Raw genomic sequence first — 24464 nt, 5'->3', positions numbered from 1 at the left:
TGTCAGCGGCCATGTCCACGACCTTCCAGCTCGACACCTCGACGAGCCGCGCCAATCCCACTCCGGCGCCGATGAAGCGGCTGACCGTGCCCAAGCTGCGCAAGCGCAAGCAGGACGGGGTCACGGCCGAGCCGCTGGTCATGCTGACCGCCTACACCGCACGGCAGGCGCAGTTACTCGACGCGCATTGCGACCTGCTGCTGGTCGGAGATTCGCTCGGCCAGGTGATCTACGGCCTGCCTTCGACCGTGCCGGTCACGCTGGAGATGATGGCCAACCACGGCGCGGCGGTTGTGCGCGGCAGCTATCACGCCGTCGTCTGCATCGACATGCCGTTCGGCAGCTACGAAGGATCGCCCGAGAAGGCGTTCGAGAGCGCCGCATACCTGCTCAAGCAGACCGGCGCGGCGGCGGTGAAGCTCGAAGGCGGCGAGGCGATGGCGCCGACGGTCGAATTCCTCGTCAGGCGCGGCATCCCGGTGATGGGCCACGTCGGACTGACCCCGCAGGCGGTCAACGTGCTCGGCGGTTATGCTGCACGCGGCAAGAACGATGCCGAGGCAGAGAAGATCGTCGCCGACGCCCGCGCGCTCGACGAGGCCGGCGCCTTCGCCATCGTCGTAGAAGGGGTGCTCGAGGAGATCGCCATCGAGGTCACCGGCGCGGTCGCCTGCCCGACCATCGGCATCGGCGCTTCGGCGCAATGCGACGGGCAGGTCCTCGTTACCGAGGACATGCTCGGCATGTTCGAACGCGTGCCGCGTTTCGTGAAACGCTACGAAAATCTCGCCGGGACGATCTCGGCTGCGGCGGCGCATTATGCCGAGGAAGTTCGCGCGCGCAGCTTCCCCGGTCCCGACCAGTGCTACCAGTCCGGATAACCGCGCGAAAAGCCTTTCCTACAGCCCGCCATTCGTGCCAACGCCGCGGCCATGATCGCCCATAATAGTACAATGTCGCGCCAGTACCAGAAACGAAGCCGGATCGCCCGGCCCCGCCGCTCCGCGGCAGCCCGCGAGTTTTGCCCCAGGACACTGTCAGATGTGTCAGGTGTGTATAAACTTCGCCCGACCTTTGGGCGGACCGCGCCATGCTGAAGAACTTTCGCGGCTCGATCATCTTCACGCTCGTCTGTCTCGCGCTTGGCGCGTGGTACGCCTGGACGTCCAGTCACACGGTCCAGGCGATGCTTTCGACCTTGTGGATCATCGTCGTCCTGTCCGTACTCGAGGTCTCGCTGAGCTTCGACAACGCCGTGGTCAACGCCACGGTTCTCAAGGACATGGACGAGGTCTGGCAGCGTCGCTTCCTCACCTGGGGCATGGCTTTTGCGGTGTTCGGCATGCGCGTCGCGTTCCCGCTCGCCATCGTGGCCATCGCTGCCGGGATCGGGCCGGCCGAGGCGATCAAACTCTCCCTCTCGGAGCCGCGGGAATACGAGCGGATCGTCTCCAGCGCGCATGTCGGGATAGCCGGGTTTGGCGGCGCCTTCCTGACGCTTGTCGGCTCGAAGTTCTTCTTCGACAGCGACAAGGACGTGCACTGGATCCGCTGGATCGAGGAAAAGCTGAGCCGGTTTTCGCGCATTGCCGCGGTCGAAATCGCCTTGCTGCTCCTGACCCTGTTCCTCATTTCCCTCACGCTGTCGGAGTCCGATGCGCTGACGTTCCTCGTTGCCGGGCTGCTCGGGATAATCGTCTTCGTCGCAGTCGAAGGGATCAGCACCCTGCTCGAGTTGCGTGAGGAGGCAGCGCGGGCCCGCGGGGCCGTGATTTCGGCCGGGTTCGGCGGTTTCCTCTATCTCAACGTGCTCGACGCTTCGTTCAGCTTCGATGGAGTGATCGGGGCGTTTGCATTGTCGAACAACATGGTGGTCATCGCGCTGGGCCTTTCGATCGGGGCGATGTTCGTCCGCTCGCTGACGATCATGCTGGTGCAGAAGGGGACGCTGGCGCAGTACCGGTTCCTTGAACACGGGGCTTTCTGGGCGATCCTGGCCCTGGGCACGATCATGCTGCTGTCGGCGCGTTACGAGATTTCCGAGACGTTGACGGGTCTGATCGGAGCCGTGCTGATCGGCATTTCGCTGTGGTGGTCGGTGCGACACAACCGCCCCAGGGACGAGGTCACTCCCTCCTGAGCCGGGCCGCGAGCGGGGCGGACAGCACCAGCTGCAGCAGGTGGTAGACCAGCACCGGCAGCAGCACGAGCCCGGCAACGCCCGCGGGAAAGAGCACGCTGGCCAGCGGCGCGCCCATGGCGATCGACTTCTGCGCGCCGGAGAAGAGGAAGGCGATGCGGTCCTCCCGGCGCAGGGCAAGCGACCCGGCCAGCGCCCATGCGCCGCCGAATGCGAAGGCGAGCAACAGGCTGACGCCGGCGATCAGGGTGCCCCAGTCGCCTAGCGAAACCCGACCCCAGAGTCCCTCCTCGACCGCCCCGGAGAAGGCGACGTAGACGGCAATGGCTATGGCCGTTCGATCCATCCACGTCGCCAGTTGCCGGTGCTCGCGCACGTAATGCCCGAAGCGCCCCTGCGCGACCTGGCCGAGCAGGAAAGGCAGCAGCAGGATTAGCGCCACCTTCTCCAGCGCGCCGAAGTCGAACGCAGCCGCCTCGCTCCCGACAAGGAGCGAAAACAGCGGAGCCGTAACGAAGACGCCGAGGATATTCAGCAGCGCGGCGGCGACCACCGAGTTGGCGACGTTCCCACCCGCCAACGAGCAATAGGCCGTCGCCGACTGCACGGTCGACGGCAGCGTCCCCAGATAGCAGAAGCCGAGCGCGACGACCGGCGGGAGCCAGCTCGCCAGCGCAAGCGAAAGCCCCCACCCGGCCAGAGCCAGCGCGCCGAAGCACCACAGCACCAGCGGGACGAGGAAGCGGATGTGGCCGATTCCGCGCAGGACATCGGCGCGCGGCAGGCGCAGGCCGTTGAGCAGGAAGAGCAGGAAGACCGCGGCGTTCGACACACCCTGCGCGACCGGACGCCATGTCCCGGCGACCGGCAGCAGCGAGGCTAGCACGATCGCCACCAGCAGCAGCCGCACCAGCGGGTCGACTCGCGTCAGGGGTCCGAGCGAAGGCATCGGGGGCGATTGGCGAAGCGAGACGCGGCTGTCCAGCGCCGAACCGTTGCTAGCGCGCGGCGAGCCCGGTCGCGGCGCCGAGGCGTTTGACCTTGGCGAGCAGGACCTGCGCCCCGCCCTCGCCCTTCGCCGCAAGCGCCGCGGCCAGAACCGCCGCCGCTTCAGGACGGGCGCGCTGAATCCGGTAGGCCTCACGCGCATTGGCCAGCGCGGCATCGATGTCGCCGGTCTTGAGCTGCGCCTGCGCGAGGTCGGCAAGCAGTCGCGGATCGCGGCCACCGCCGAGCCGGACCGCATGGTCGAGCAGAACCACCGCCTGAGGCCAATTGCCTTGCTCCGTCAGCCTGCGTCCGTATTGGGCTGCGAGGATAGGATTGCCCGGATCGAGCGCCAGCGAACCGGCCAGGAACCGGTCGGCAGCTGCGGGTTCGCCAAACATCTTCATCGCCAGGACCACGCGCCGCACCAAAGCCGTCGTGCGCCGCACTTCGCCCGCCTGTTCGTAATACCGGAGCGCCACATCGGGCCGGCCGGTCAACAGGGCCGTGTCCCCATTGAGGCTCTCTATATCGACCGCGCCGGGAAAGCGCTCATCGAGATCGCGGGCAACGGCAGTCGCCGCATCGCGCTGCCCGGTGCCGAGCAGGCGGCGCAGCTGCGTTACCCCATCTTCTGCCCGGCCGCTGTCGCCGCCCCAAGGGTAGCCCATCGCCATGACATCTCCAGCAACCGGATAAGGCAGCAGCTCGGCGGAAGCACCACGCGCCGCGCGGTCGAGCAACGGCGCCGCGTCGGCGCGCCGCCCGAGCTGTTCGTAAGTCCGCGCAAGCAGCGTCAGCACATAGGGCGAAGCGTCGCTGCGCCGGGCCAACGGCTCGAGCCTTGCCGCGGTCTCCGACAAGTCGCCCGCTGCGGAAAGCGCGCGCGCCAGCAGGTTGGCGGCGGTCGGGTTGTCGGGCTGCATCCGCACGAGGTCGTCGAACCGCTCGACCGCCAGCGCCGGGTGGCCGGTGCGGAATTCGAGGACGCCCGACAGGACCAGTCCGACCGGTGTCGTCGCGCTGTCATCGCCGGCCCGCCACAGGAGGCGGCGCGCGAGGTTGTCCTGCCCGGCGCGCGCAGCCAGCACGGCCTGCAGGAAGAAGACCTGCTGGTTTCCGGGATCGAGCTTGAACATATGCCGCACGACAGCGAGCATGTCCTTGTAGCGGCCGACCTCGCCCAGCGTCGCGGCATAGTCGCCGAGCAGGCCGACATTGTCGGGCGCCGTCTCGACCGCGCGCTCGAACCACGGCAGCGCCGCGACAAGCCCGCGGGAGTCGCGGACCAGTTGCGCCTGCATGGACAGGGCTTCGGGATCGCGCGGATCGAGCGCCAGCGCCCGGTTGATCGCACCGCCGACAATGTGCTGCTCGCCGCTGCGATACCGCATCCGGGCAATGTCGACCCACAGGCCCGAGCTTTCGGCCCCGCGGGCGATGGCGCGATTGAACGCCTCGGCGGCCTCAACGAATTCGCCGCGGTCGGTCTTCAGACGGCCGAGGGCGCGAAGTCCGGCCTCGGCGCTGTCCTGGTCGAAGTCGGCTGGTTCAAGCCACTGCAGCGCCTTGCCGTCCTCGCCCTGCAACACGTAGGCCTCGCCCATCGCCGCCGAGACAGCGCTGCGCGGCATGCCCTGTTCCAGCGCCTTGCGTGCATCTATTTCCGCCGCGATGCCGTCGCCACGGTCAAGGGCCCCGCGAGCGCGGGCAAGCGCATCGTCACCCTGCCCCGCGACGGCCGGGATGGCCGCGCAGGCGAGGAGCAGTGCCAGCCAGATTCGATCAGGCCTGAAGGTCATACTGCTTGAGCAGGTCGTACAGCGTCGGCCGGCTGATCCCGAGCAGCTTGGCGGTACTCGAGATATTGCCCTCGGTGCGGGCCAGCGCCTGACGGATCATGCGCCGGTCCGACTGTTCGCGCGCGCTCTTGATGTTGAGCGCTTCGCACTCGCCGCCCTCGACGTTATCGAGATTGAGGTCGGCGGCACCGACGAGCTTGCCGTCGGCCATGATCACCGCGCGCTTCACGCGGTTTTCAAGCTCGCGGACATTGCCCGGCCAGGGCCAGTCGGCAATCGCCGCAAGGCCGTCAGGCGCGAAGCCCTTGACCTGCGGGTTCATCTCGTCGGCGAAGCGGTTGAGGAAGGCCTTGGCCAGCAGCGCCGCATCACCTGGCCGCTCGGCGAGCGATGGTATCTTCACGATGATCTCGGCGAGACGATAATAGAGGTCTTCGCGAAAGCGCCCGTCGGCAATCATAGCGTCGAGGTCCTGGTGCGTCGCGCAGACGATGCGGGTGTCGACCGAAATGGTTGCACGCCCACCGATGCGCTCGATCGTGCGCTCTTGCAGGAAGCGCAACAGCTTGACCTGCAGCGGCAGCGGGATGTCGCCGACCTCGTCGAGGAACAGCGTGCCGCCGTCGGCCAGTTCGATCTTGCCCTCGGTGGTCTTGACCGCGCCGGTGAAGGCCCCCTTCTCGTGCCCGAACAGCTCGCTTTCGAGCAGGTTCTCTGGGATCGCCGCGCAGTTGATGGCGACGAACGCGCCGTCCCTGCGATCGCTCGCCTCATGCAGGCCTCGCGCCAGCAGTTCCTTGCCGGTGCCGCTCGCGCCGAGGAGCATGACAGAAGCCTTGGTGTTTGCGACGCGTTCGATGGTGCGGGCAACGCGGACCATTTCCGGCGCTGCAGTAATCAACCCGCCGAGTACGCGGTTGCCGTCCCCTGCCCGCTCGGAAAGCTTGCGGTTCTCGGCCTCGATGTGATGCAGGTTGAGCGCCCGGCGCACGATCAGGCCGAGCTGCTCGATATCCACGGGCTTCTGGTAGAAGTCGTAAGCGCCGCGCTCGATTGCGGTCAGCGCACTGGCGCGAGCGCCGTGGCCGCTTGCGACGATCACCTTGGTATCGGGCTTGAGCGCCATGATCGCGTCGAGCACGGCGAAGCCCTCGCTGGTCCCGTCGGGATCCGGCGGCAAGCCGAGGTCGAGCGTGACCACAGCGGGTTCCTCGGCGCGTAAGGCGGCAATCGCGCTTTCACGGTCACCGGCGATCACCACCTCGAAATCGTCGTATGCCCACTTGAGCTGGGCCTGCAGCCCCTCATCGTCCTCGACGATCAGGAGCTTGGGAAGCTGGTCCGCCATTATGCCACCTCGGTTTTAATCTTGTTGTCGGACGGGAATTGGGAATCCGCGATCGGGCGCGGCAAGCGAATGACGAAGCGGGTGCCGAGACCTTCGCGGCTCTCCACATCGAGCTTGCCGCCCATCGCCCGGATCGTGACGCGCGCCTCGTGGGCGCCGATGCCGAAGCCACCGGGCTTGGAGGAATGGAACGGCTTGAACAGCCGCGTGCGGACGAACTCGGGGCTCATCCCGCAACCGGAATCGCTGACTTCGATGACGATTTCCGTGCCCTCTGCACGCGCATCGAGGACCACCGCGGTCTCATCCTTGCTGGCATCAACGGCGTTCTGCACAAGGTGCACGAGCGCCTGGTCGAGGGCTTCGGGCTGCGCTTCCGCAGTGAACTCGTCGCCCGGCAGCGCGATAACGGCGTGCTGCGCACGATAGCGCTCGGCGATTGACTGCAGCAGCGAGCGAACCGGCACCGGCGCGATCGGTTCGTCACCCTGTCCGCCATAGCGCCCGAGGCGCGCCAGCAGGGCGGCGAGCTTCTCGCTGCTTTTCCTGAGCGTCACCAGCATATCGGCGCGGAACTCGGGCTTGTCGGCGTGCTTTTCGGCATTGCGCGCGAGCAGCGAGAGTTGGCTGGCAAGATTCTTGATGTCGTGCATCACGAAGGCGATGCGGCGGTTGAATTCATCGAAGCGCTGCGCTTCGCCGAGCGCGTCCTGGCTCGCTTCTTCGGCGAGGTAGTTGGCGAGTTGGCGGCCTACGACGCGGAGCAGGTCGAAGTCTTCCCAGTCAAGCGTTCGGGCATAGGCTGGGCGGGCCAGCACGACCACGCCGAGCAGGCGGTCGTAGTGCAGCAGCGGGACCACCGCCCAGGCGCGGGCGTCGTCGGCCAGCCATGGCGGCACGGCGGATGCAGGAATGCCTTCGTGCCTGCCCGCCCGCCAATGGTCGAGATCGAGGATGAACTGCGAATCCGCGAAGAAGCGCATACCCGCCGCCCCCATCGCCTCGGCCGGTATCTCGCTCCCCGGCCACTGCCAGCGCGCTTCGAGCGACAGGTTGCCGTAGTCGCCCGGCGCCAACAGCAGGCCCGCAGGGCTGTCGGTCACGTCAGCGACCGCCTGGACCACGCGCTCGCGCAAAGGCAGCGCCTCGGCCCGTTCCATCGTCCGGGTAAAGCGCAGCCATTCCTCGCGGTAGTCGTAGCGGTGCTGGAACAGGTTCTTGGCCACGGTGACGTGGAGCCAACCGCGCAGTCGCTTCGACGGCAGCAGCGCCAGTGCCCCGGCGCTCGCAGCGACGAGGAAGGCAACCTGCAGCAGGCCCGCGAAGTCGCCTCCGGCCATGGCGATGCCGCGGAAAGCGATGACCATAAGTCCGAAATAGGCGGCGATGATGAGCAACGAGATCGACTGGAAGGCAAAGGCGCGCGAGGGGCGGAAGGTCTGTTCGGTGGCCCGCTGCATACCCCCGATCGCCAGCAGGATTGCCATCGTGCCGGGAACCAGAGAACGAACCGCGGCAAGCGTCGCCGGGACGATCTCCGCGAGGTAAGAAAGTGTCTGGAAGTTGAGGTCGTAGAACCACATCAACGCCATCGCCGCGGCGGGCCAGCGCAGCTCGCGCCGGGCGGCGAGCGAGGCGCCGGCGTAGAGGTTGTGCACCAGCACCAGCGCGCCGACGCAGAACAGCAGGCGGAAGGCCACACCGAGGCGGACCAGTTCGTTGACGCCGAATGCGGTCGGCTCCCCGACAACGGCCAGCGCCAGGGCGATCTGCATCAGGCCGACGAAGCCGAGCGCCAGCACGACTGGCCGGATCGGCCCGAGGCTTTCATGCCGTCCGTCGCGGGCGAACATACGGTAGAGCACCCAGAGCCAGACAAGATAGCTCATGCTCAGCAGCAGGCGGCCGAGCAGCCCGTCCGGCCCGAAGACCGGCCGGGCCAAGGCCCATGCCGCCATAACCACCAATGCCGCGGCGGTTGCCCCCGTCGACCAAGCGGCATGTTGCCGACGGGCGAACAGCCAGGTCGCCATCACCAGCGTCACAAGTGCCGACAGCAGGTAGGCGGCGAATTCGAGCGAGCCGAGGACCTGTCCGTTCATCGTGCGCCCTCCGGCCAGAGGATCACCCGCAGCGTCTGCAGCAGGATCAGCAGGTCGAGGAATGGCGTGTAGTTCTTGGCGTAATAGAGGTCGTACTCGAGCTTGGCCCGGGCATCCTCGATCGAGGCGCCATAGGGATAGTTGATCTGCGCCCAGCCGGTGATGCCTGGCTTGACCATGTGGCGCTCGGCATAGAACGGCAGCTTGTCCTCGAGATCGGCGACGAACTGCGGCACTTCTGGCCGCGGACCGACGAAGCTCATGTGGCCCTTCAACACGCTCCAGGTCTGCGGCAGCTCGTCGATGCGGACCATGCGGATGAACCTGCCGAGCCGGGTGATGCGCGGATCGTCCTTTTCGGCCCACTTCGCCCCATCCTTCTCGGCATCGGTGCGCATCGAGCGCAGCTTTATGACCGAGAACGGCTGGCCATAGAGGCCAACGCGTTGCTGGCGGAAGAAGGCCGGACCGGCGCTGTCGACCTTCACCAGCACGGCGAAAACCGCGATCACCGGAAATGTCAGCAGCAGCAGGAACCCACTGGCGAGGACGTCGAAAACGCGCTTGGCAACACTCGAAATCATCCGGCCGGACGAAAAGCCGTCCGAAAAGATCAGCCAGCTGGGATTGAGTGTGTCGAGATCCACCCGGCCAGTCTCGCGTTCCATGAAGCCGGAGAAGTCGTTCACGTGGACCCCGGCAGTCTTGACGCGCAGCAGGTCCTTGAGCGGAAGCGCATTGCGACGTTCCTCGATCGCCAGCACGACCTCGGTCACGCCGAGCTCCCGCACATGGAGCGACAGGTCGGGGATCGCGGCGCGCGGAATGGCTCCTTCGAACGCCGGGCGCCCATCGCTCATCGCGACGTAACCGACGATGCCGAAGCCGCTTTCCGGCCGCTCACTGAGCTTGCGCAGACGCAGGGCGCGCGGCCCGGCCCCAAGCACCAGCACGCGGCGGCGAAACGCGTTCGCGCCGAGCAGTCCGCCCACGACGAGGCGATTGGCGAACAGCAGGCCGACCGCCAGGACCATTGCGTAAAGCAGGGTCGAGCGCCAATAAGTCTCGCCCGGCATGACGAACTCGATGAACGCCAGCGCGAGGACGGCGAGGCTCACCCCTACCAGCAACCGCGCCCCGGCGAAGCGCAACGAGCGAAGTGCGTCGCTGCCGAACACTCCGACGGCGATCAGCGCTGCCTGTGTGACCACGGCAAAGCCGAGCAGAGCCGGCAGCCGGAAAAGCAGAAGCCCCGGGTCGTCGCCGATCTGCTCCGCCCGCAGCTTCCACGCGAGATCGTTCGCCAGCAACAGCAGGACGAAATCGATCAGCCCGAGCAGAAGCACCGCATGCGGGATGTAGTGTTTGAATAGGCGGATCATCGCTCCCACCGGCGGCGCCCGCGCAGCTTCGCGGACGCCCCCGGATTAAACGGGAGAGGTGAAATGTCGGTAAATCTTACACTACATTCTTTTCTGGCGTAAATTCAGCCTTTTGCGTGGGAGCGACCGGTTACTGCTCACTCCGTGATGGCGTCGGCCGCCTTCTGCGCCGCATCGCCAACTGAATTCGCGGCATTGCCAACTTCCTCGGCAGCCTGGGCTACGGCATCGTCCTTGGCCATTTCCGCGCCGCCCATCGTCGAGAACATCCACAGACCGGCAATCACCGCGAGCACCAATACGATTACCAGCGCCCATCCGGTGCCGCCACTCTTGGGGCCGCCGGAAATGACGGTGGTGTGGGTTGTAGGGCTTTCGCCTTCAGGGCCGCGAACCTCGGTAATGCGTTCTTCTGTCATGGCTTTGTCCTTTCCGGTTCGGCGGCCTAACGGACCGGACAGGCGGCTGGTTCCCCGGACCTTCGGGTAAGTGCGCCTTAACCACGCTCGCGCGCAGGGTGGTTCACTCCCTGGAAGTATGCGGATCCGGACATGAGCCACCGCTACAAGAAATCGGCGCCTTCGACCCACATGCACCGCCATTTTGCGGTGGTCACCGTCGTGGCTACGGGCTTGCTGGCGATCTTTGCCGACGGCCACAACGCTGAGGCGCTGGCGCAAAAGGTCGAAGAGCAGAAGGTCCAGCATGAGGTCAAGGCCGAGGCGCCCAAGAAAGTCGTCACGCCGCCTCAGCAACCAGGCGGCGTCTGGGGCAGCTCGACAAGGCAGGATTTCGTCTCGAATTCGGCGGGGAGCATCTTCGCCCGCTCGGGACTGATGGCAAGCGATCGCAGCCTTCGGTCCGCCGGGTACGGTTCCGACTATCTTTCGCAGTTTAAACCCGATGAGCGCACCGGCCTTGCCCAAGCTGCAGCAGACAACATCGCCGGTGTCGAGAGCCAGCAGGCATCGATCGAAGCCGCATCGCGCGCTCGCAGCGGCTCGGCAGGCCGGGAATAGCACCTGAGCCCTCGCACCCGGCGCGGGCGCACGGTATGCCCTCTGACATAATGACGGAGGCATGCATGAATCTCGAGGCAACGGTGGCCGACCTGGCGCAGCGGCTGGAGGCGGTCGAGCGGCGCGCGCGGGCAGCCGAAGACCACTTGGCGATCGCCAATCTCCAGCGAATGTACGGGTACTACGTCGACAAGAGCCAGTGGGAGCACGTCGCCGACCTATTCGCCCGCGACGCGGTGCTGGAGATCAACGGACGCGGCCGCTTCATCGGACACGAGCGTATTCGCGAGTACATGCGCCATTTCGGTCCGCCCAAGGACGGGCTGCTGATGAATCACATGCAATTGCAACCGGTCATCCACGTCGACGCCGACGGGATGCACGGATACGGTCGGTTGCGAGCGCTGATGATGGTCGGCCAGATGGGTGATCACGCGATGTGGGGCGAAGCGATCTACGAAAACGCCTACGTCAAGGAAGACGGGCTATGGAAAATCTCGAAATTAAAGGCTTACCAGGTGTTCTACACACCTTATGACAAGGGGTGGGCGAAAGAGGTTAGTCCACTGCTGAGCGAATTCGGCGACTTCCCTCCCGACGAGCCGATCGATCCCTACCCGGTCTATCCGGAGTATTTCTGCCCGCCCTATCACTATCGCAACCCGGTCTCGGGCCGCGAGTGACTAGAGGCCGTAGGTAAACACCAGCAGGACCGACAGGGTTACGACCATCAGGATAACCAGCGGCACGCCGGTCCGGATGTAGTCGCTGAACTTGTAGTCGCCCTCCGCCATGATCAGCATGTTGGTCTGGTAGGCGATCGGCGTCGCGTAGCAGAGGTTGCAACCGAACAGCACCGCGAGCACTAGGGGCTCGGGGGGCAGGCCCAACTGGCGGGCGATGGCAAAGGCGATGGGCGTGCCAACGGTCGCCGCGGTGGCGTTCGAGGCAAAGTTGGTCAGCAGGGTGACGAACAGCATGATCGCAGCCAGCACAGCCGCAGGCGGCAGGAATTGCAGCCCCAGCGACAGCACCTGCCCGAGCCATGCCGCTGTCCCGGTTTCGAGGATGAGACGTCCGATGGCGATGCTCGCAGCAACCAGCACGATGACCTTGCCGGACAAAGCGCGCCCTACCCGGTCGAATTTCACGCATCCGGTAACGAACATGAGAATCGCCCCGCCCAGCGCGGCAATTGCGATCGGCAGCAGCCCGACCGAGGCCATGCCGACCGAAAACAGCATGATCGCCGTCGAAAGCAGCGCCTTGGAGCGGCGCGGAACCTCGCGCCCGCCTTCGAGCAAGAGCAGGCTGTCGCTGGAGGCAAACTCTTGCAGGTCGGCATCGAGCCCCATCGCCAGCAGCACGTCGCCTTCCACCAAACGGAGTTCGCCGCGCGGATCGATCGTCTGAGTGCGTAGCATGCTGTCCGGTTTGTGGATGCCGAGAATCGCGATGTTGTAGAGGTCGGCGATTCCCGAAGTGGCGAGCGTCCGGCCAACGAGGCGAGAATCCGCCGTCACGACCATCTCGACCACGTGCACGTCCTGGTCCTTTTCGCTGCCCTTGCGGCGGATGCGGTCGATCACCCAACCCGGGGCGACCTGCCCCTTCAGCACGCGACCGGCTTCCTCGATCGCGTCGTGCGTTCCCGATACGCTGAGCTGCATCCCCTCCTGGAATGGCCCGTCGGGCCGTTCTTCGAAGCGGAAATCAGCCGGCAGCTTGCCGATAACTTCATCGAAATGCTTGCCGACCAGATCGCTGCCGGCGGGAATTCGCAGGCGGGTGACGAACCTGCGGTGAGCCTGCATTTCCTCGGGACTGTTGTCGCGCAGAAGCCGCGGCATCACCAACCAGAGGTAAGGCAGGGCTACGAGCGCTGCGGTGGCCACGATCGGGGTGAAGTGAAACACACCCATCTGGCGCAGCCCGAGGTCGCGCGCGATCGAGACGACCAGGATATTTGTCGAAGTGCCGATGGTCGTCGCCATGCCACCGATAAGCACTGCGGCATTGATCGGGATGAGGGTCTTGGAGGCCGGCAATCCGCCACGCGCAGCGAGTCCGACGAATATCGGCAGCAACAGCACAAGCACCGGCGTGTCGTTGACGCTCATCGAAAGCGCCATGGCGGCGACGAGCGAAAGGAGCAGCCCGAGCTGCTGGTTGAACTTGAAGACTCGCTCAAGGAAGCGCGCCGCGGGGTCGAGCGCACCGGTCACCACCAGGCCCCGCCCCATCACCATCAGCGCGCAAATGGTGATCAGCGCGTAGTGACCGAAGCCGGAGAAGGCGAGAACCAGGCCGTCGCTCGGCTCGCTATGAGGCAAGGGAAAGAAGTACATACCGACCGCGATCACCGCTATGGTCAAAAGCGAGACGATCTCCGCCGACATCCGGCCCCGCGCGAAGCCGACGAACATGCCGAGCGTGACGATCATCGCCGCAAGGGCATGGTACGACGGGATCGGTATCATCCGGCGACCCTACAAACTCGGAGCGCGTCTCGACAAGCGAAGTTCGGAAAAACAGCCGATTGGCCAAGCCGCGAGAGCTGGTACCCCTGGCCGGACTCGAACCGGCACTTCAAAGAAACTCGATTTTGAGTCGAGCGCGTCTACCAATTCCGCCACAGGGGCCCGTCGCAGAGTGCGGGCGATTAGCCGAGTGGTGGCGATGGCACAACGGTTGAAAGCAGCGCTCCGGTCAGGCCGCAAAATCGTTCGGGCGGGCGAGTGTGCCAATGAGCCGGAAACGCTCGGTCTGGCGATCGGGACGGCCGAACAGGTATCCTTGCCCGATATCACAGCCCTGGACATGCGCCGCCTCGGCACAGGCATGGGTCTCGATACCCTCAGCGAGAACCGGCACACCGAGATAACGTGCTGCCGCGGCAATCAAGCCCATCGCGACCCCGTCATCGCCGCCTCCATCGACGGAAAGCGCGGTGGGATCGACCTTGAACCGGTCAAAAGTGAAGTCCGCCAGATCGCGCAGGTGCAAGCTTCCCGAGCCAAAATTGTCGAGCGACACCTTCACCCCGCGCTTGCGAAAGGCGTCGACCAACCTGCGCGCCTGCTCCGGGTTGGCTGACAGAGCCCGTTCGGCGATTTCAATTTCTAACCGTCCCGGATCCACACCGGCATCGAGCAAGGTCCGCATGGTCCGCTCGAGCAGTCCTTCGTCAGCTAGCTGGCTGGCCGAGATATTGAGCGCGAAGTTCCAGTCGGGCGGCCACTGCCGGACCTCGGCTGCCGCCGCTGCCAGCAGCGAATCGTACATTCGGCCGACCAGCCCGCTCTCTTCCACCAGGCGCAGGAATTCCCCCGGCATGCGGACCCGGCCTTCGAGGTCGCGCCAGCGCGCGAGAACTTCGAATCCGAGGATTCGGCCAGATCCGAGTTCCACGAAGGGCTGGAAGAAGGGTTCGATGCGTCCTCCGGCGATGGCGGATTCGAGTTCCCGAGCGACGGCGGTACGCTGTTCGATTTCGCCATAGAATTCCGGATCGGTGAAGGTCAGGATAACCGGGTCCGGGCCAACGCCCGCGCCCTGCGCCTCGAGAGCGCGGTCGATCAGGCTCTCCGGTGTGTCGCTGCCGACCGCGATCGAGACACCGACGCGGAGCCGTTCGGAATCGCTTACCAGCGTGCCGAACATGGCACAGGCGGCGCGTGCAAGGGTGACCAGTTCGGACGTGCCCAGCGCTCCGCCGAGGGCAATGACGTATCGTCCGGGTGCGAGGCGCGCGAGCAATGATCCATCCGGGGCGATGTGTGCGACGATTTCGGACATGCGCGTGACCAACGTAGCTTCGCGATCCGTCCCCGGACCGAACGGATCGAACCCGGCGCAAATCACTGCCGGACGGCCATCGCGCTCGTTCAGGGCCTGGTTCAGCCATTCGTTGGCGCAGGCGCGGTTGGGAAGTCCGGTAACGGGACAGTGCCGCGAAGCCGCCTCGACTTCGCGGGCCCGGCCTTCAATCCTCGACAGGGCAATCCGCGATTTCCTGCACAACCAGAGGGCTGCGCAGGAAATCGCGGTCAGCAGGAGACATGCTGAAGCAAGGTACGGGACCATGAGATGCGACCCTCGTGACAGGACGCCTGTCTTAGAGTCGGGGAGCTAAGTCCCCATTGGCAGCGGTGTAGGTAGTCGCCCTATGCCTTTAGCGCGCCGGCGATGAGCTTATGGAGCCGTGAATGCACGGTATCGTTGCCGGCGATGACCTGCTTGTCGCAGACCGGCAGAGAACGCCCGCGGTAGTCCGAAACGAACCCGCCCGCCTCGCGGACCAACAAGCAGCCGGCCGCAGTATCCCACGGACTGAGGTCGCTTTCCCAGAACCCGTCGTAACGCCCCGCGGCGACCCAGGCGAGGTCGAGCGCGGCCGAGCCGAAGCGTCGAATTCCCGCAACGTTCGGACCGACCGCTGCGAAAATCTTCGACCATTCGGCGAAGTCGCCGTGACCCTGGTAGGGCATGCCGGTTGAAATCAGCGCGTCGGACATGTGGCTGCGATTGGACACCCGCAGGCGACCGTCATGCAGCCAGGCGCCGCGCGTCTTTTCGGCCCAGTACGTCTCGTCGGTGATGGGGTTGTAGATCACCCCGGCGACGACATCGCCCCAGCCCGATCCGTCGAGCTTCGGCTCCTGCGCAGCGATCGAGACCGCGAAATGCGGGATACCGTGAAGAAAGTTGCTGGTCCCGTCGAGCGGATCGATGATCCAGCGCGGCTTGTTCGGGTCGCCTTCGATCGTCCCCGCTTCCTCGAGCAAGAAACCCCAGTCCGGGCGCGCCTGCCGCAATTCGTCCCAGATCGTGCGTTCTGCCTGCTGGTCGGCCTTGGAGACGAAATCACTCGGCCCCTTGCGGCTGACCTGCAGGTGCTCGACTTCGCCGAAGTCGCGACGCAGCTTGCCGCCCGCCTTGCGAGCGGCCTTCTCCATGACGCGGATGAGACCTGATATTGCTGCCATGCTTGCGTACTGCCTGTGTGAAATCCCGCCGGATCAGCGCCGACCGAGGGTCTGCTCGGGTGCACCCTGCTGCCCCTGCGCGGCCGGAGGACGGTAACCGCAAACGCCTGCCATAACGCCCAGCAACTGCGAGGGCTCGTTTCGATCGACCGTGACAGAGCTGGCGGCGATCGCCTTGTTCATCTGTTCGGTAATCGCGCGAAGGGAATTGCTAAAAATGCAGCCCATGAGGACGCTCTTCACGTCTTCACCTACTTCTTTCGATTCCAGACCCGCATAGAGCACACGAAGGTAAGTGATCGCATGCTCCTGCGTTTCGGCGCTCGGCTGCGCTTCTCGCCCTTCCTGCGCGCTCGCCGCTACGGGTCCAAGCGCGAGTGCAGCAGCAATGAGGGCACTCCGTTTCACGGCTTAGCCCGCCTTCCCGACGTAAGCCTGCTCGTAGACGTCGACGACGATCCGCGTGCCGCTTTCGATGTGCGGCGGGACCATGATGCGCACGCCGTTGTCGAGCAGCGCGGGCTTGTAGCTGGACGAGGCGGTTTGCCCCTTCACCACGGCGTCGGCTTCGACGATGGTAGCTTCGATCTGCGCAGGAAGCTCAACGCTGATCGGCTTCTCGTCCCACAGCTCGAGCATGACTTCCATGCCGTCCTGCAGGAACGGGCGGGCATCGCCGAGCAGGTCCGAAGGCAGGTTGATCTGGTCGTAAGTGTCCTTGTCCATGAACACGAGCATATCGCCGTCTTCGTAGAGGAACTGGTAGTCCTTGGTGTCTAGGCGCACTTTTTCGACCGTGTCGGCGCTGCGGAAGCGGACGTTGGTCTTGCGGCCATCCTGCAGGTTCTTCATTTCGACCTGCATGTAGGCGCCGCCCTTGCCCGGCTGGGTGTGCTGGATCTTGGCGACCTTCCAGATGCCGCCTTCGTACTCGAGAATGTTGCCGGGACGGATGTCCACGCCGGAAATCTTCATGGCTAGTGCCTTGTGAAAGAGCTGATTGGATTGCGGCGGCCCCTAGACGACAGTTCATGCAAGCGCAACGCGCCCGTGCTATGCGGCGCTCCGTGCGCACGATACCTGCCATCATCGCCGTGCTTGCTGCCGCCCCCCTATCTGCGGCCGGACCCGTCGAAACTGCCATGCGCGGCTCCTACAGCTGCGAGATGCCCGGCACCGCCGCCGGTGCGGCAGGCATTCGCGTGCCGGAGAAGGATTTCCGCATCCGCAGCGCAAGCCGCTACAAGTCCGAACAGGGCAACGGCGTGTACCTGCGCAAAGGCGACGTGATCCGTTTCACCAGCGGCCCCCGCAGCGGGGAAAGCTACACGGTGGTCGGTGAGAACTTTCTCCGCGCCCTTGGACCGGACGGCAAGCCAAGCCGCTTGCGCTGCATCCGTACCGGAAACTAGCGCCGCGGTTCGTTCACCACCAGCAGTGGGTAGGGATTGATCGCTGTCGAAGGTTCCCACCAGTCCGAGGCCGGCGTCGTCCGCATGATTGCAAAATGCAGGTGCGGAGCGTCGGGGCTGGCGTTGCCGCTCGATCCGACGGTCCCCAGCGCATCACCCATCCTGACGAGCGCTCCCTCGACGAGGTTCGGCGCGTAGCTGTCGAGGTGCGCATAATAGTAGATGGTGCGGCGGTCGGGGGAGCGGACGTAGACGGTGTTGCCGCCGGCATCGGACTTGAAGAGTCTCTCGACGGTCCCGCCCGCCGCTGCAAGCACCCGCGTCCCGCGCGGTGCCATGATATCGAGCGCTTCGTGGAGCCGGGTGCCGGCGCCGCGCTCGTCACTGAAGGTATCGCTCAGGTCCGCCGCTTTCACGCCCTCCACAGGGATGATGAGCTCGCCAGTGGGAGCGCGCGCGGGGAGCTGGATGTCTTCGATGTCGAGCGATTTCGCCGCAGGTGAAGCGGGCGATGGCGACGGCTGGACCGCATTCGTCGGGGCAGTGTCCGCCGCCTTGATGACGAAACTGCTGCCGAACAGGATCCAGCCGGCCGAGGTCAACGTGGCGGTTACGGCGATGGTAGCGAGGCGGTCGAGTGCGGTCATCGCTCAGGCCTGGAACACGACCTTGGTCTTTGTATCGACCATCTGGGCGAGACGCGCTGCATCCCAGTTGGTGAGGCGGACGCAGCCGTGGCTCTGGGTGCGGCCGATAGTCTGCGGTTCGGGCGTTCCATGAATCCCGTAATGCTCCTTGGTCAGGTCGATCCACACCACTCCGACCGGGCCGTTGGGACCCGGCGGCAGTTCCTGCTTCTCATTGCTGTCGGGCACATCCCAGAACAGGTCGGGATTGTAGGTGAAAGGCGGATTGTGCCCGATGCCGGTGATGCCCCACGTGCCGAGCGGCAGAGGATCGTGGCTCGAGCCCGTGGTGACGGTAAACAGGGCTACCAGCTTGCCCGTAGTATCGTATCCCTTGAGCCAACCTTCCGACTTGTCGACCACGACCTTGGCAACCTGCGGCTGGTCGGTGCCGACACCGAGCGAACTCAAGGTTACTAACCATCCCTTGTCGAGCACCCTGCTGTCGTCGATCCGGTCGGCGCCGATGTTGGGCGTGCGAACCTGTTGGCCGGCGGTGAAGGACGAAGTCTTATCTGCGTCAGGAGATGCTGACGTTGTAGCGCTTCCCACCACCTGCCCCGCCCCGGCAGGCAAACCGCCAGGGTTGAGCATCTTCAAGGTCTCAACTGTCGTGTGGAAGCGCTCGGCGAGGCGTTCGTCGAGGCTCTGGTATCCGAGGATTTGCAGTTTGGCCTGATCTTCCGGGTTGTCGGGTGTTTCGGCGTAAGTCGTCTGCCCCCAGTCGGCGGGAATGGTCACGACGCGCGTCGCCGGGATGTTGCTCCACTTGCCGAGCGCAGCCTTCGTCTCATCATCCAGCTCTCCGGTCACATCGAGACCGTTCGCCTCCTGGAAGCCCTTGAGCGCGTTCTTGGTGCTCGCCCCCATCTTGCCGTCGATCACGCCGGGCCCGAAGCCCTGCCGGTCGAGAACGACCTGCGCCTGCATTAGGGGGCGCTCCTGGGTATCGGGAATGTCGACCGCGGCCTGTGCCCCTTCCGCCGGGTCGTTCGAGCGCATCGAATCCGCGCGGTTGTCGTCGATCGACATGTGGTCGGCGGCCGCCGCGTCCTTCTTGTCTTGCTCGTTGTCGGTCCCGTTCAGGCCGCACGCAGCCAGCGCGAGCAGCGAGGCGGCGGCAATCAAATGTCGCATGCAGGATTTCTCCACTTGTTCCTGAGGCTTTGCGGCCCCTTGCTCGGGTCTGGAACGGGTGGAGGGGGAAAAATATCCTGCCCGATTAGGCGGCTGCGCGGATCGCCTCGTGAAATGCCCGGACGGCCGCGGTTTCGTCACCGCCCCAGACTGCGTGGCTCACCGCGAGGAAATCAGCGCCTGCCGAGACCAGCGAACCACAGTTGTCCGGCGTGATCCCGCCGATAGCAACGCAGGGGATTTCGAACAGCGACTGCCACCATGTCAGCAGTTCGGGCTCGGGCCGATGCTCGCTGGCCTTGGTCTCACTCGGGAAGAAGGCGCCGAAGGCGACGTAGTCCGCCCCCGCCTCGCCTGCTTCCATCGCCAGGTGTCGACTGGCGTGACAGGTGACGCCGATCTGCGCATCGCGGCCAAGCTCACGCCTCGCTTCCTCGACGGTGCCATCGCCTTGACCGAGGTGGACGCCGTCGGCCTTCAGGCGCCTCGCCAGCGCAATGCTGTCGTTAACCATGAAGGCGACGTCGCGCGCGGCGCAGATGGCCTGCAACGGTTCGGCGAGCCGCGCGGCTTCGTGCTGGTCGACGTCCTTGACGCGCAACTGGAACGCCGCGACCTCGCCGGCGTCGAGCGCGCGTTCGAGCCGCTGCGGGAAGTTCCCGGCAACGTCGAGCGGTGAAATCAGGTAGAGCTGGCAATCGGACATCGCCGCCTCCTATCCCGCCGGACCCGAGCCGCCAAGCCATTCAGGAAACCGACAGCGCACCAGGAGTTTGCTGGGACAATGAACAAGCTCATCGCCACTGCCGCCCTCGCCTTCGCCTCCGTCTCGCTCGGTGCCTGCGAGACCATTCCCAACGCGCCGATTGTCGAAGGTACGCCCGCCGCCGAAGGCACGTCCGTAGCCCTGCTTCAACCCGTGCGTGCCGGCGATGTCGTGGTGACGCCGATGAAGGTCGTGGAGGACAGCCGCTGTCCGATGAACGCGCGCTGCGTCTGGGCCGGCCGGCTTATCGTCGAGACGCGCGTCGACGGCGCGGGCTGGCGCGATACCGCCAACGTCACGCTGGGCGAATCCTACGGCACGCACGGCTTCGTGATCGCACTTATTTCCGGCACGCCGGAGAAGACGACCGACCACGAGACGCAGCCGGGCGAATATCGCTTTGTCTACGAGGGGCGCTGACCTTCAGGCGACGCTGGCGGCGCAGATCTGGTCGATCGCCGCGCCGAGCACCTCGTCGAATTCCGTATCGTCCTGATTGGCGCGCAAGTCCTGCAGCAGGCCGCGACTGAAGCTTGCGATCATGCCCGAGTTCTGCGCCAGCTTCTCGCACGCCTCGTCAGTCGAATAGCCGCCCGAAAGCGCGACAACCGCCAGCACCTTGGGATGGGCGATGAGCTCCGCATAGAGGTTGGGCTGGACCGGGATCGACAGCTTGAGCATGACCTGCTCGCCATCCGGTAGCGCCTCGAGGTTCTTGAGTATCTCGGTCTTGAGGATTTCCTCACCCTCGGCCCGGTCGGCGGCCGTGATGGTGTATTCGGGCTCGAGGATCGGCATCATCCCGTGCCCGATGACCTGCCGCCCGACCGCGAACTGCTGCGCGACGATGGCAGCGATTCCGGCCGGATTGGCTTCGTGGATTACCGAACGTTCCTTGGTGCCGAACACGCCGAGCCCCTTGGCGCGGACCAGCAGGGCATCAAGATCGGGCATCGGCTTCATCAGCTGGACGCCGTCGGCGGTGTCTTCCAGCCCCTTGTCTATCTTGATGAACGGCACGACCCCGCGATCGATCAGCGCCTGCGGAGTGGTCTTGCCCTCGACATAGCCGTCCATGGTCTTTTCGAACAGGATCGCGCCGATGACCTTGCCGTTCGCGAAACTGGGCGAGGTGATGATCCGGCTGCGCATCTCGTGGATCTTGCCGTACATCTCGTCATCGCCCGACCATTCGTCGTCCGAAACGCCATACCCGCGCAGCGCCTTGGGGGTCGAACCGCCCGACTGGTCGAGAGCTGCGATGAAGCCGTTACCGGCGGCCATCTTGTCGGTCATGTCCTGCTGATTCACGAAACGGTTCTCCGGTTTTGCGCGCGGTAAATTTAGCAAACTTGCGCATATGACGAATTACTATTGCTGGCGGCCGGTGGCATATCCGGAGGGGTGTAGGAAAGCAAAAAAAGCAGTCCCGCCCAGCGTCGTAGTGGCTATAGTGCCAGCCCGCCGGGCGTAGGACTCGGCACCTGGGGGGAGGAAATCTTGAGACTAGTCCTGGCACTGTGCCTGATCGCCACGTCCGCCGCGCTGGGCGCGCAACCCGCACTCGCCGCCGACAGCACCGCACCGGCCTGCGACCGCGAATGCCTGCGTGGCATCGTGACCGAAGTGCTCTTCGCCCTCGCCCGGCACGACGTCGGCAAACTGCCCGTCGCCGCGAACCTGCGCGTGACCGAGGACGGCGTCGAAAAGCCGCTCGACAAGATCGGCCTCGTCCGCTCGGTGACCAAGCTGCAAGGTTACCGCCAGGACATCATCGACGAGCGCGGCCAGGAAGCCGTCACCGGGGTCATGGTCGAGGAATCCGGCGCGCCGATCATCCTCGTGGTGCGGGTCAAGCTCGATGCCGAACAGAAGCTCAGCGAGCTCGAACTGGTGACCACTCGCAGCCGCGCCGAGGGCCTGCTGTTCAACATCGACGCCTATGGCGGCGCCCCGGCCGAGGCGATGAACATCGCGCCGCGTCCCGACCAGCTCGAAACCCGGGCCAAGGCAATCGAACTGGCGATGTACTACCCGCGCGGCCTCAGCAACGCCGAGACCTTCAACGCCATCGGCACCCCTTTCGCGCCCGAGGCCTACCGCCTCGAAAACGGCGCGCTGATGGCCGGCCCGGGCTGCAAGTTCGCCCCCGGCTGCGACAACATCGGCGACCAGTCGCTGGCGATCTTCAAGCGGCTCGGCCGGGTCACTGTGCGCGACATCGTCGTCGACGAGCGAATGGGCATCGTCATGATGCGCCTGTCATGGAACGTCAGCGGCCCCGGTTCCGACCGGCTGACGGCGTGGGAGATGTTCAAGGTCTACGGCGGCCAGATCCACATGGTGCAGGCCTACATCCGCCTGTTTCCGCCGGAACTGGACCTCGGCGGCTGGCCGATCGCAGAGGGGATCACACAGCCCTGATCGCACTGCGCGCCGACTTGGTATCGAAAATTGAAATCCGGCAGGAGGCGTCGGCCAGTCCTGCCGGACCAGGCTTCAATTGTTGCAGGTTACGTAGCGAGTGCCCTTGCTCAAAGTGGATCGGCCCTTCTCGAAACGCCGCATGTCGACCCGGACTTTCATGCCCTGATCAATGAAATCGCGAAGTCCATCATCGCGGCAGAACAGGCTCATCACCTGGACATAACCGTCCCCGTCTCCATAGCTGGGATCATTCTTTAAATCGACCTCGAAGACGAAGACGTCGACGTTCCCTTCCTTACCACCGTAGGTTAGCTTCCAGCCCTTCGGCGAGTACATATTCTCTTCATAGTAATTGGCGATGAAAGGACCCATGCCGTCCCATTCGGCCGCAGCTCCCGGCGCCGCAAGCAGTGCAATGGCGGCTGCACTAACCAGACAATTCAAAGCAGATCGTAACACAGTCACTACGCGCCCCTTTCTTATCGTTGTGGCGCGGTGAATGGTTATTTCAGCATGTTGAAACGTCAAGATTGAAGTGCCGCTACCCCCGGCAGGACCTTGCCTTCCATCCATTCAAGGAACGCCCCGCCCGCAGTCGAGACGTAGGTGAAGTCACCCGCCACGTCGGCGTGGTTGAGTGCCGCCACTGTATCGCCGCCGCCTGCTACCGAGGTGAGCGAGCCTTCCTTCGTCAGCGCCGCCGCGGTCCGCGCCAATGCCACGGTGGCTTCGTCGAACGGCGGGGTCTCGAAAGCGCCGAGCGGGCCGTTCCAGACCAGTGTCCGGCACGTTTTCAGCACGTCAGCAAGCGCTTCAGTCGCAAGCGGGCCGACGTCGAGGATCATCTCGTCGGCGGCAACTTCGTGGACGTTGCAAGTGCGTAAGGAAGGCGGGTTGGAAGCGAATTCCTTCGCCACCACGACATCATAGGGCAGGTGCACGGTGCAGCCGGCCTTGTCGGCGGCGTCCATGATTTCCTCGACCGTGGCGGTGAGGTCGTGCTCGCACAGGCTCTTGCCGACATCGACGCCGCGCGCGGCGAGGAAGGTATTGGCCATGCCGCCCCCGATGATCAGGTGCTGGACCTTGCCGGCGAGGTTTTCGAGCACCGCCAGCTTGGTCGAGACCTTGGCTCCGCCGACCACCGCAGCGACCGGAATCACCGGGTTGCCGAGCGCGGCTTCGAGTGCCTTCAGTTCCTTCTCCATCGCTCGCCCGGCGTAGGCCGGCAACAGGTGCGCCAGCGCTTCGGTGCTGGCATGGGCGCGGTGCGAGGCGGAGAAGGCGTCGTTGACGTAGAAATCTCCGAGCGCGGCGATACCCCTGGCGAAGTCGAGGTCGTTCTTTTCCTCGCCCGGCCAGAAGCGGGTGTTCTCGAGCAGGCCGATGTCGCCCGGGCCGAGGATGCCGACCGCCTGCTCGGCCACCGGGCCCGAGACTTCGGGGATGAACATGATCTCGCGGCCGAGCACGCGCTCGACGTCGCCCTGCACGAAGCTGGTCGACATGGTCGAATGCTTCTCGCCCTTGGGGCGGCCGAAGTGCGCCAGCAGCAGCACGATCGCCCCTGCGTCCGACAGTTCGAGGATCGTGGGCGCGACCGCTTCTGCGCGGGTCAGGTCGGTCGCCCGCCCGTCCTTCATCGGCAGGTTGAGGTCGACGCGCACGAGCGCCACCTTGCCGCGGACGTCGCCGAGGTCGTCGAGAGTCTTGAACTTGGCCATTCCGAAACTCCGTTCGCCCTGAGCCTGTCGAAGGGCGTCGCGCGACCGTGCTTCGACAAGCTCAGCACGAACGGCAGTTGAAAGACTAGATTATGCGGACTTCGTCGCCCACCGCGATCTCGCCGTCTTCGATCACCCGGCCCAGCACACCGCCGCGCCAGTCGGGCGTCATCGCCACGCGCAGGCCGTCCTTGAGCGCATCCATCCGGTCGCAGGGATCGCACTCCGCCGTCACTTCGATGACCAGGCTTCCGCCGATGGCGATTTTCGCCCCTTCCTCGCGCGGCAGGCGCAGGCCGGCGACCAGCAGGTTGCGACGGCAGTCGGACCAGTCGAGCGTGGCGTGCGCCTCGGCGAAGGCTATCGCGACGCTTTCCGCCTCGATCAGCGAGACCTGGCGCCTGTGGCCGGTCTTGGTCGAGGCCAGGCCGCCCCGGAAATCGCCGTGGACGCCCTCTGTCGAGGTGACCGAGACGTGATCGATGGTTTCCATCGGCCCCTTGGGGGCCGCGTGCCTGGCGATTCCTGCTAGCCTTCCGGCCAT

The 24464-nt window shown here is 65.2% G+C and carries 25 protein-coding genes and 1 tRNA gene; 7 read left to right on the top strand and 19 right to left on the bottom strand.

Annotation, left to right across the window (positions count from 1 at the left end; genetic code table 11):
* Nucleotides 1-11 precede the first annotated feature (11 nt).
* A complete protein-coding gene (gene panB, locus GRI89_RS04150; RefSeq protein ID WP_159792489.1) occupies nucleotides 12-881 on the top strand; it encodes a 3-methyl-2-oxobutanoate hydroxymethyltransferase in 870 nt (289 codons plus the stop codon).
* 209 nt (nucleotides 882-1090) lie between these two features.
* Nucleotides 1091-2140: a DUF475 domain-containing protein gene (locus GRI89_RS04145; RefSeq protein WP_159792487.1), complete on the top strand. Its 1050-nt coding sequence runs from the start codon at nucleotides 1091-1093 to the stop codon at nucleotides 2138-2140.
* On the opposite strand, the gene GRI89_RS04140 is transcribed toward GRI89_RS04145, so the two are convergent.
* From GRI89_RS04140 to GRI89_RS04115, 6 genes are all read right to left on the bottom strand, one after another.
* A complete protein-coding gene (locus GRI89_RS04140; RefSeq protein WP_159792485.1) occupies nucleotides 2127-3089 on the bottom strand; it encodes a bile acid:sodium symporter family protein in 963 nt (320 codons plus the stop codon). The genes GRI89_RS04145 and GRI89_RS04140 overlap by 14 nt on opposite strands.
* A 49-nt stretch (nucleotides 3090-3138) precedes the next feature.
* On the bottom strand, nucleotides 3139-4929 hold the full coding sequence (locus GRI89_RS04135) for a tetratricopeptide repeat protein (protein ID WP_159792483.1): 1791 nt from the start codon (nucleotides 4927-4929) through the stop codon (nucleotides 3139-3141).
* Nucleotides 4913-6277 (bottom strand): PEP-CTERM-box response regulator transcription factor, encoded by a 1365-nt coding sequence (prsR, locus tag GRI89_RS04130; protein WP_159792481.1) that lies wholly within the window; start codon nucleotides 6275-6277, stop codon nucleotides 4913-4915. The genes GRI89_RS04135 and prsR overlap by 17 nt, the downstream gene beginning before the upstream one ends.
* Entirely contained in the window at nucleotides 6277-8379 is a 2103-nt protein-coding gene (gene prsK / locus GRI89_RS04125; protein WP_159792479.1) for an XrtA/PEP-CTERM system histidine kinase PrsK, read from the bottom strand. Before prsK ends, prsR begins: the two co-directional genes overlap by 1 nt.
* Complete coding sequence (locus tag GRI89_RS04120) at nucleotides 8376-9761, bottom strand: TIGR03013 family XrtA/PEP-CTERM system glycosyltransferase (RefSeq protein ID WP_159792477.1); 1386 nt, start codon at nucleotides 9759-9761, stop codon at nucleotides 8376-8378. The genes prsK and GRI89_RS04120 overlap by 4 nt, the downstream gene beginning before the upstream one ends.
* Before the next feature lie 137 nt (nucleotides 9762-9898).
* Nucleotides 9899-10180, bottom strand: coding sequence for a hypothetical protein (locus GRI89_RS04115; protein WP_159792475.1), 282 nt, complete (start codon nucleotides 10178-10180; stop codon nucleotides 9899-9901).
* 132 nt (nucleotides 10181-10312) lie between these two features.
* Between GRI89_RS04115 and GRI89_RS04110 the strand changes: the two genes are divergently transcribed.
* Both GRI89_RS04110 and GRI89_RS04105 read left to right on the top strand, forming a co-directional pair.
* The gene (locus GRI89_RS04110; protein WP_159792473.1) at nucleotides 10313-10780 is read left to right on the top strand and encodes a hypothetical protein; all 468 of its coding nucleotides are present in this window, start codon (nucleotides 10313-10315) and stop codon (nucleotides 10778-10780) included.
* Nucleotides 10781-10845: 65 nt separating this feature from the next.
* The gene (locus tag GRI89_RS04105) at nucleotides 10846-11463 is read left to right on the top strand and encodes a nuclear transport factor 2 family protein (protein WP_159792471.1); all 618 of its coding nucleotides are present in this window, start codon (nucleotides 10846-10848) and stop codon (nucleotides 11461-11463) included.
* Here the strand turns inward: GRI89_RS04105 and GRI89_RS04100 are convergent, their stop codons facing one another.
* From GRI89_RS04100 to efp, 6 genes are all read right to left on the bottom strand, one after another.
* Nucleotides 11464-13260: an SLC13 family permease gene (locus GRI89_RS04100; protein WP_159792469.1), complete on the bottom strand. Its 1797-nt coding sequence runs from the start codon at nucleotides 13258-13260 to the stop codon at nucleotides 11464-11466.
* 78 nt (nucleotides 13261-13338) lie between these two features.
* Nucleotides 13339-13422, bottom strand: a tRNA-Leu gene (locus GRI89_RS04095).
* 67 nt (nucleotides 13423-13489) lie between these two features.
* The gene (locus GRI89_RS04090) at nucleotides 13490-14803 is read right to left on the bottom strand and encodes a bifunctional diguanylate cyclase/phosphodiesterase (protein ID WP_159792467.1); all 1314 of its coding nucleotides are present in this window, start codon (nucleotides 14801-14803) and stop codon (nucleotides 13490-13492) included.
* Nucleotides 14804-14946: 143 nt separating this feature from the next.
* Nucleotides 14947-15768 carry an inositol monophosphatase family protein gene (locus GRI89_RS04085; protein ID WP_159792465.1) on the bottom strand — a complete coding sequence of 274 codons (822 nt, stop codon included), beginning with the start codon at nucleotides 15766-15768 and terminating at the stop codon, nucleotides 14947-14949.
* Nucleotides 15769-15801: 33 nt separating this feature from the next.
* Complete coding sequence (locus GRI89_RS04080; RefSeq protein ID WP_159792463.1) at nucleotides 15802-16176, bottom strand: hypothetical protein; 375 nt, start codon at nucleotides 16174-16176, stop codon at nucleotides 15802-15804.
* 3 nt (nucleotides 16177-16179) lie between these two features.
* Nucleotides 16180-16743, bottom strand: a complete 564-nt coding sequence (gene efp / locus GRI89_RS04075) for an elongation factor P (RefSeq protein WP_159792461.1) — start codon at nucleotides 16741-16743, stop codon at nucleotides 16180-16182.
* An 80-nt stretch (nucleotides 16744-16823) separates the two neighbouring features.
* Between efp and GRI89_RS04070 the strand changes: the two genes are divergently transcribed.
* Nucleotides 16824-17180, top strand: coding sequence for an elongation factor P (locus GRI89_RS04070; protein ID WP_159792458.1), 357 nt, complete (start codon nucleotides 16824-16826; stop codon nucleotides 17178-17180).
* On the opposite strand, the gene GRI89_RS04065 is transcribed toward GRI89_RS04070, so the two are convergent.
* The 3 genes from GRI89_RS04065 to thiE form a co-directional block, all read right to left on the bottom strand.
* The gene (locus tag GRI89_RS04065; RefSeq protein ID WP_159792456.1) at nucleotides 17177-17827 is read right to left on the bottom strand and encodes a M23 family metallopeptidase; all 651 of its coding nucleotides are present in this window, start codon (nucleotides 17825-17827) and stop codon (nucleotides 17177-17179) included. The two genes, GRI89_RS04070 and GRI89_RS04065, sit on opposite strands and share 4 nt — an antisense overlap.
* A 3-nt stretch (nucleotides 17828-17830) precedes the next feature.
* On the bottom strand, nucleotides 17831-19003 hold the full coding sequence (locus tag GRI89_RS04060; RefSeq protein ID WP_159792454.1) for a L,D-transpeptidase family protein: 1173 nt from the start codon (nucleotides 19001-19003) through the stop codon (nucleotides 17831-17833).
* Nucleotides 19004-19088: 85 nt separating this feature from the next.
* Nucleotides 19089-19709, bottom strand: a complete 621-nt coding sequence (gene thiE / locus GRI89_RS04055; protein ID WP_159792452.1) for a thiamine phosphate synthase — start codon at nucleotides 19707-19709, stop codon at nucleotides 19089-19091.
* Between the two features lie 78 nt (nucleotides 19710-19787).
* Between thiE and GRI89_RS04050 the strand changes: the two genes are divergently transcribed.
* Nucleotides 19788-20189 (top strand): hypothetical protein, encoded by a 402-nt coding sequence (locus GRI89_RS04050; RefSeq protein WP_159792450.1) that lies wholly within the window; start codon nucleotides 19788-19790, stop codon nucleotides 20187-20189.
* 3 nt (nucleotides 20190-20192) lie between these two features.
* Here GRI89_RS04050 and GRI89_RS04045 read toward each other — a convergent pair whose 3' ends face one another.
* Nucleotides 20193-21065: a fructose bisphosphate aldolase gene (locus GRI89_RS04045; protein ID WP_159792448.1), complete on the bottom strand. Its 873-nt coding sequence runs from the start codon at nucleotides 21063-21065 to the stop codon at nucleotides 20193-20195.
* A gap of 204 nt (nucleotides 21066-21269) precedes the next feature.
* Here GRI89_RS04045 and GRI89_RS04040 point away from each other — a divergent pair, with 204 nt between their 5' ends.
* Nucleotides 21270-22193 carry a hypothetical protein gene (locus GRI89_RS04040; protein WP_159792446.1) on the top strand — a complete coding sequence of 308 codons (924 nt, stop codon included), beginning with the start codon at nucleotides 21270-21272 and terminating at the stop codon, nucleotides 22191-22193.
* Nucleotides 22194-22268: 75 nt separating this feature from the next.
* On the opposite strand, the gene GRI89_RS04035 is transcribed toward GRI89_RS04040, so the two are convergent.
* The 3 genes from GRI89_RS04035 to GRI89_RS04025 form a co-directional block, all read right to left on the bottom strand.
* The gene (locus GRI89_RS04035) at nucleotides 22269-22568 is read right to left on the bottom strand and encodes a hypothetical protein (protein WP_235912780.1); all 300 of its coding nucleotides are present in this window, start codon (nucleotides 22566-22568) and stop codon (nucleotides 22269-22271) included.
* A gap of 152 nt (nucleotides 22569-22720) precedes the next feature.
* Nucleotides 22721-23920 carry a phosphoglycerate kinase gene (locus tag GRI89_RS04030; RefSeq protein WP_159792442.1) on the bottom strand — a complete coding sequence of 400 codons (1200 nt, stop codon included), beginning with the start codon at nucleotides 23918-23920 and terminating at the stop codon, nucleotides 22721-22723.
* An 85-nt stretch (nucleotides 23921-24005) separates the two neighbouring features.
* The gene (locus GRI89_RS04025; protein ID WP_159792440.1) at nucleotides 24006-24464 is read right to left on the bottom strand and encodes an MOSC domain-containing protein; all 459 of its coding nucleotides are present in this window, start codon (nucleotides 24462-24464) and stop codon (nucleotides 24006-24008) included.

It is taken from the genome of Croceibacterium salegens (genome assembly GCF_009827435.1).
Classification (GTDB): domain Bacteria; phylum Pseudomonadota; class Alphaproteobacteria; order Sphingomonadales; family Sphingomonadaceae; genus Croceibacterium_B; species Croceibacterium_B salegens.
Note: the sequence above shows the minus strand (reverse complement) of the source record. Positions and strands in the feature narration are given on the sequence as shown.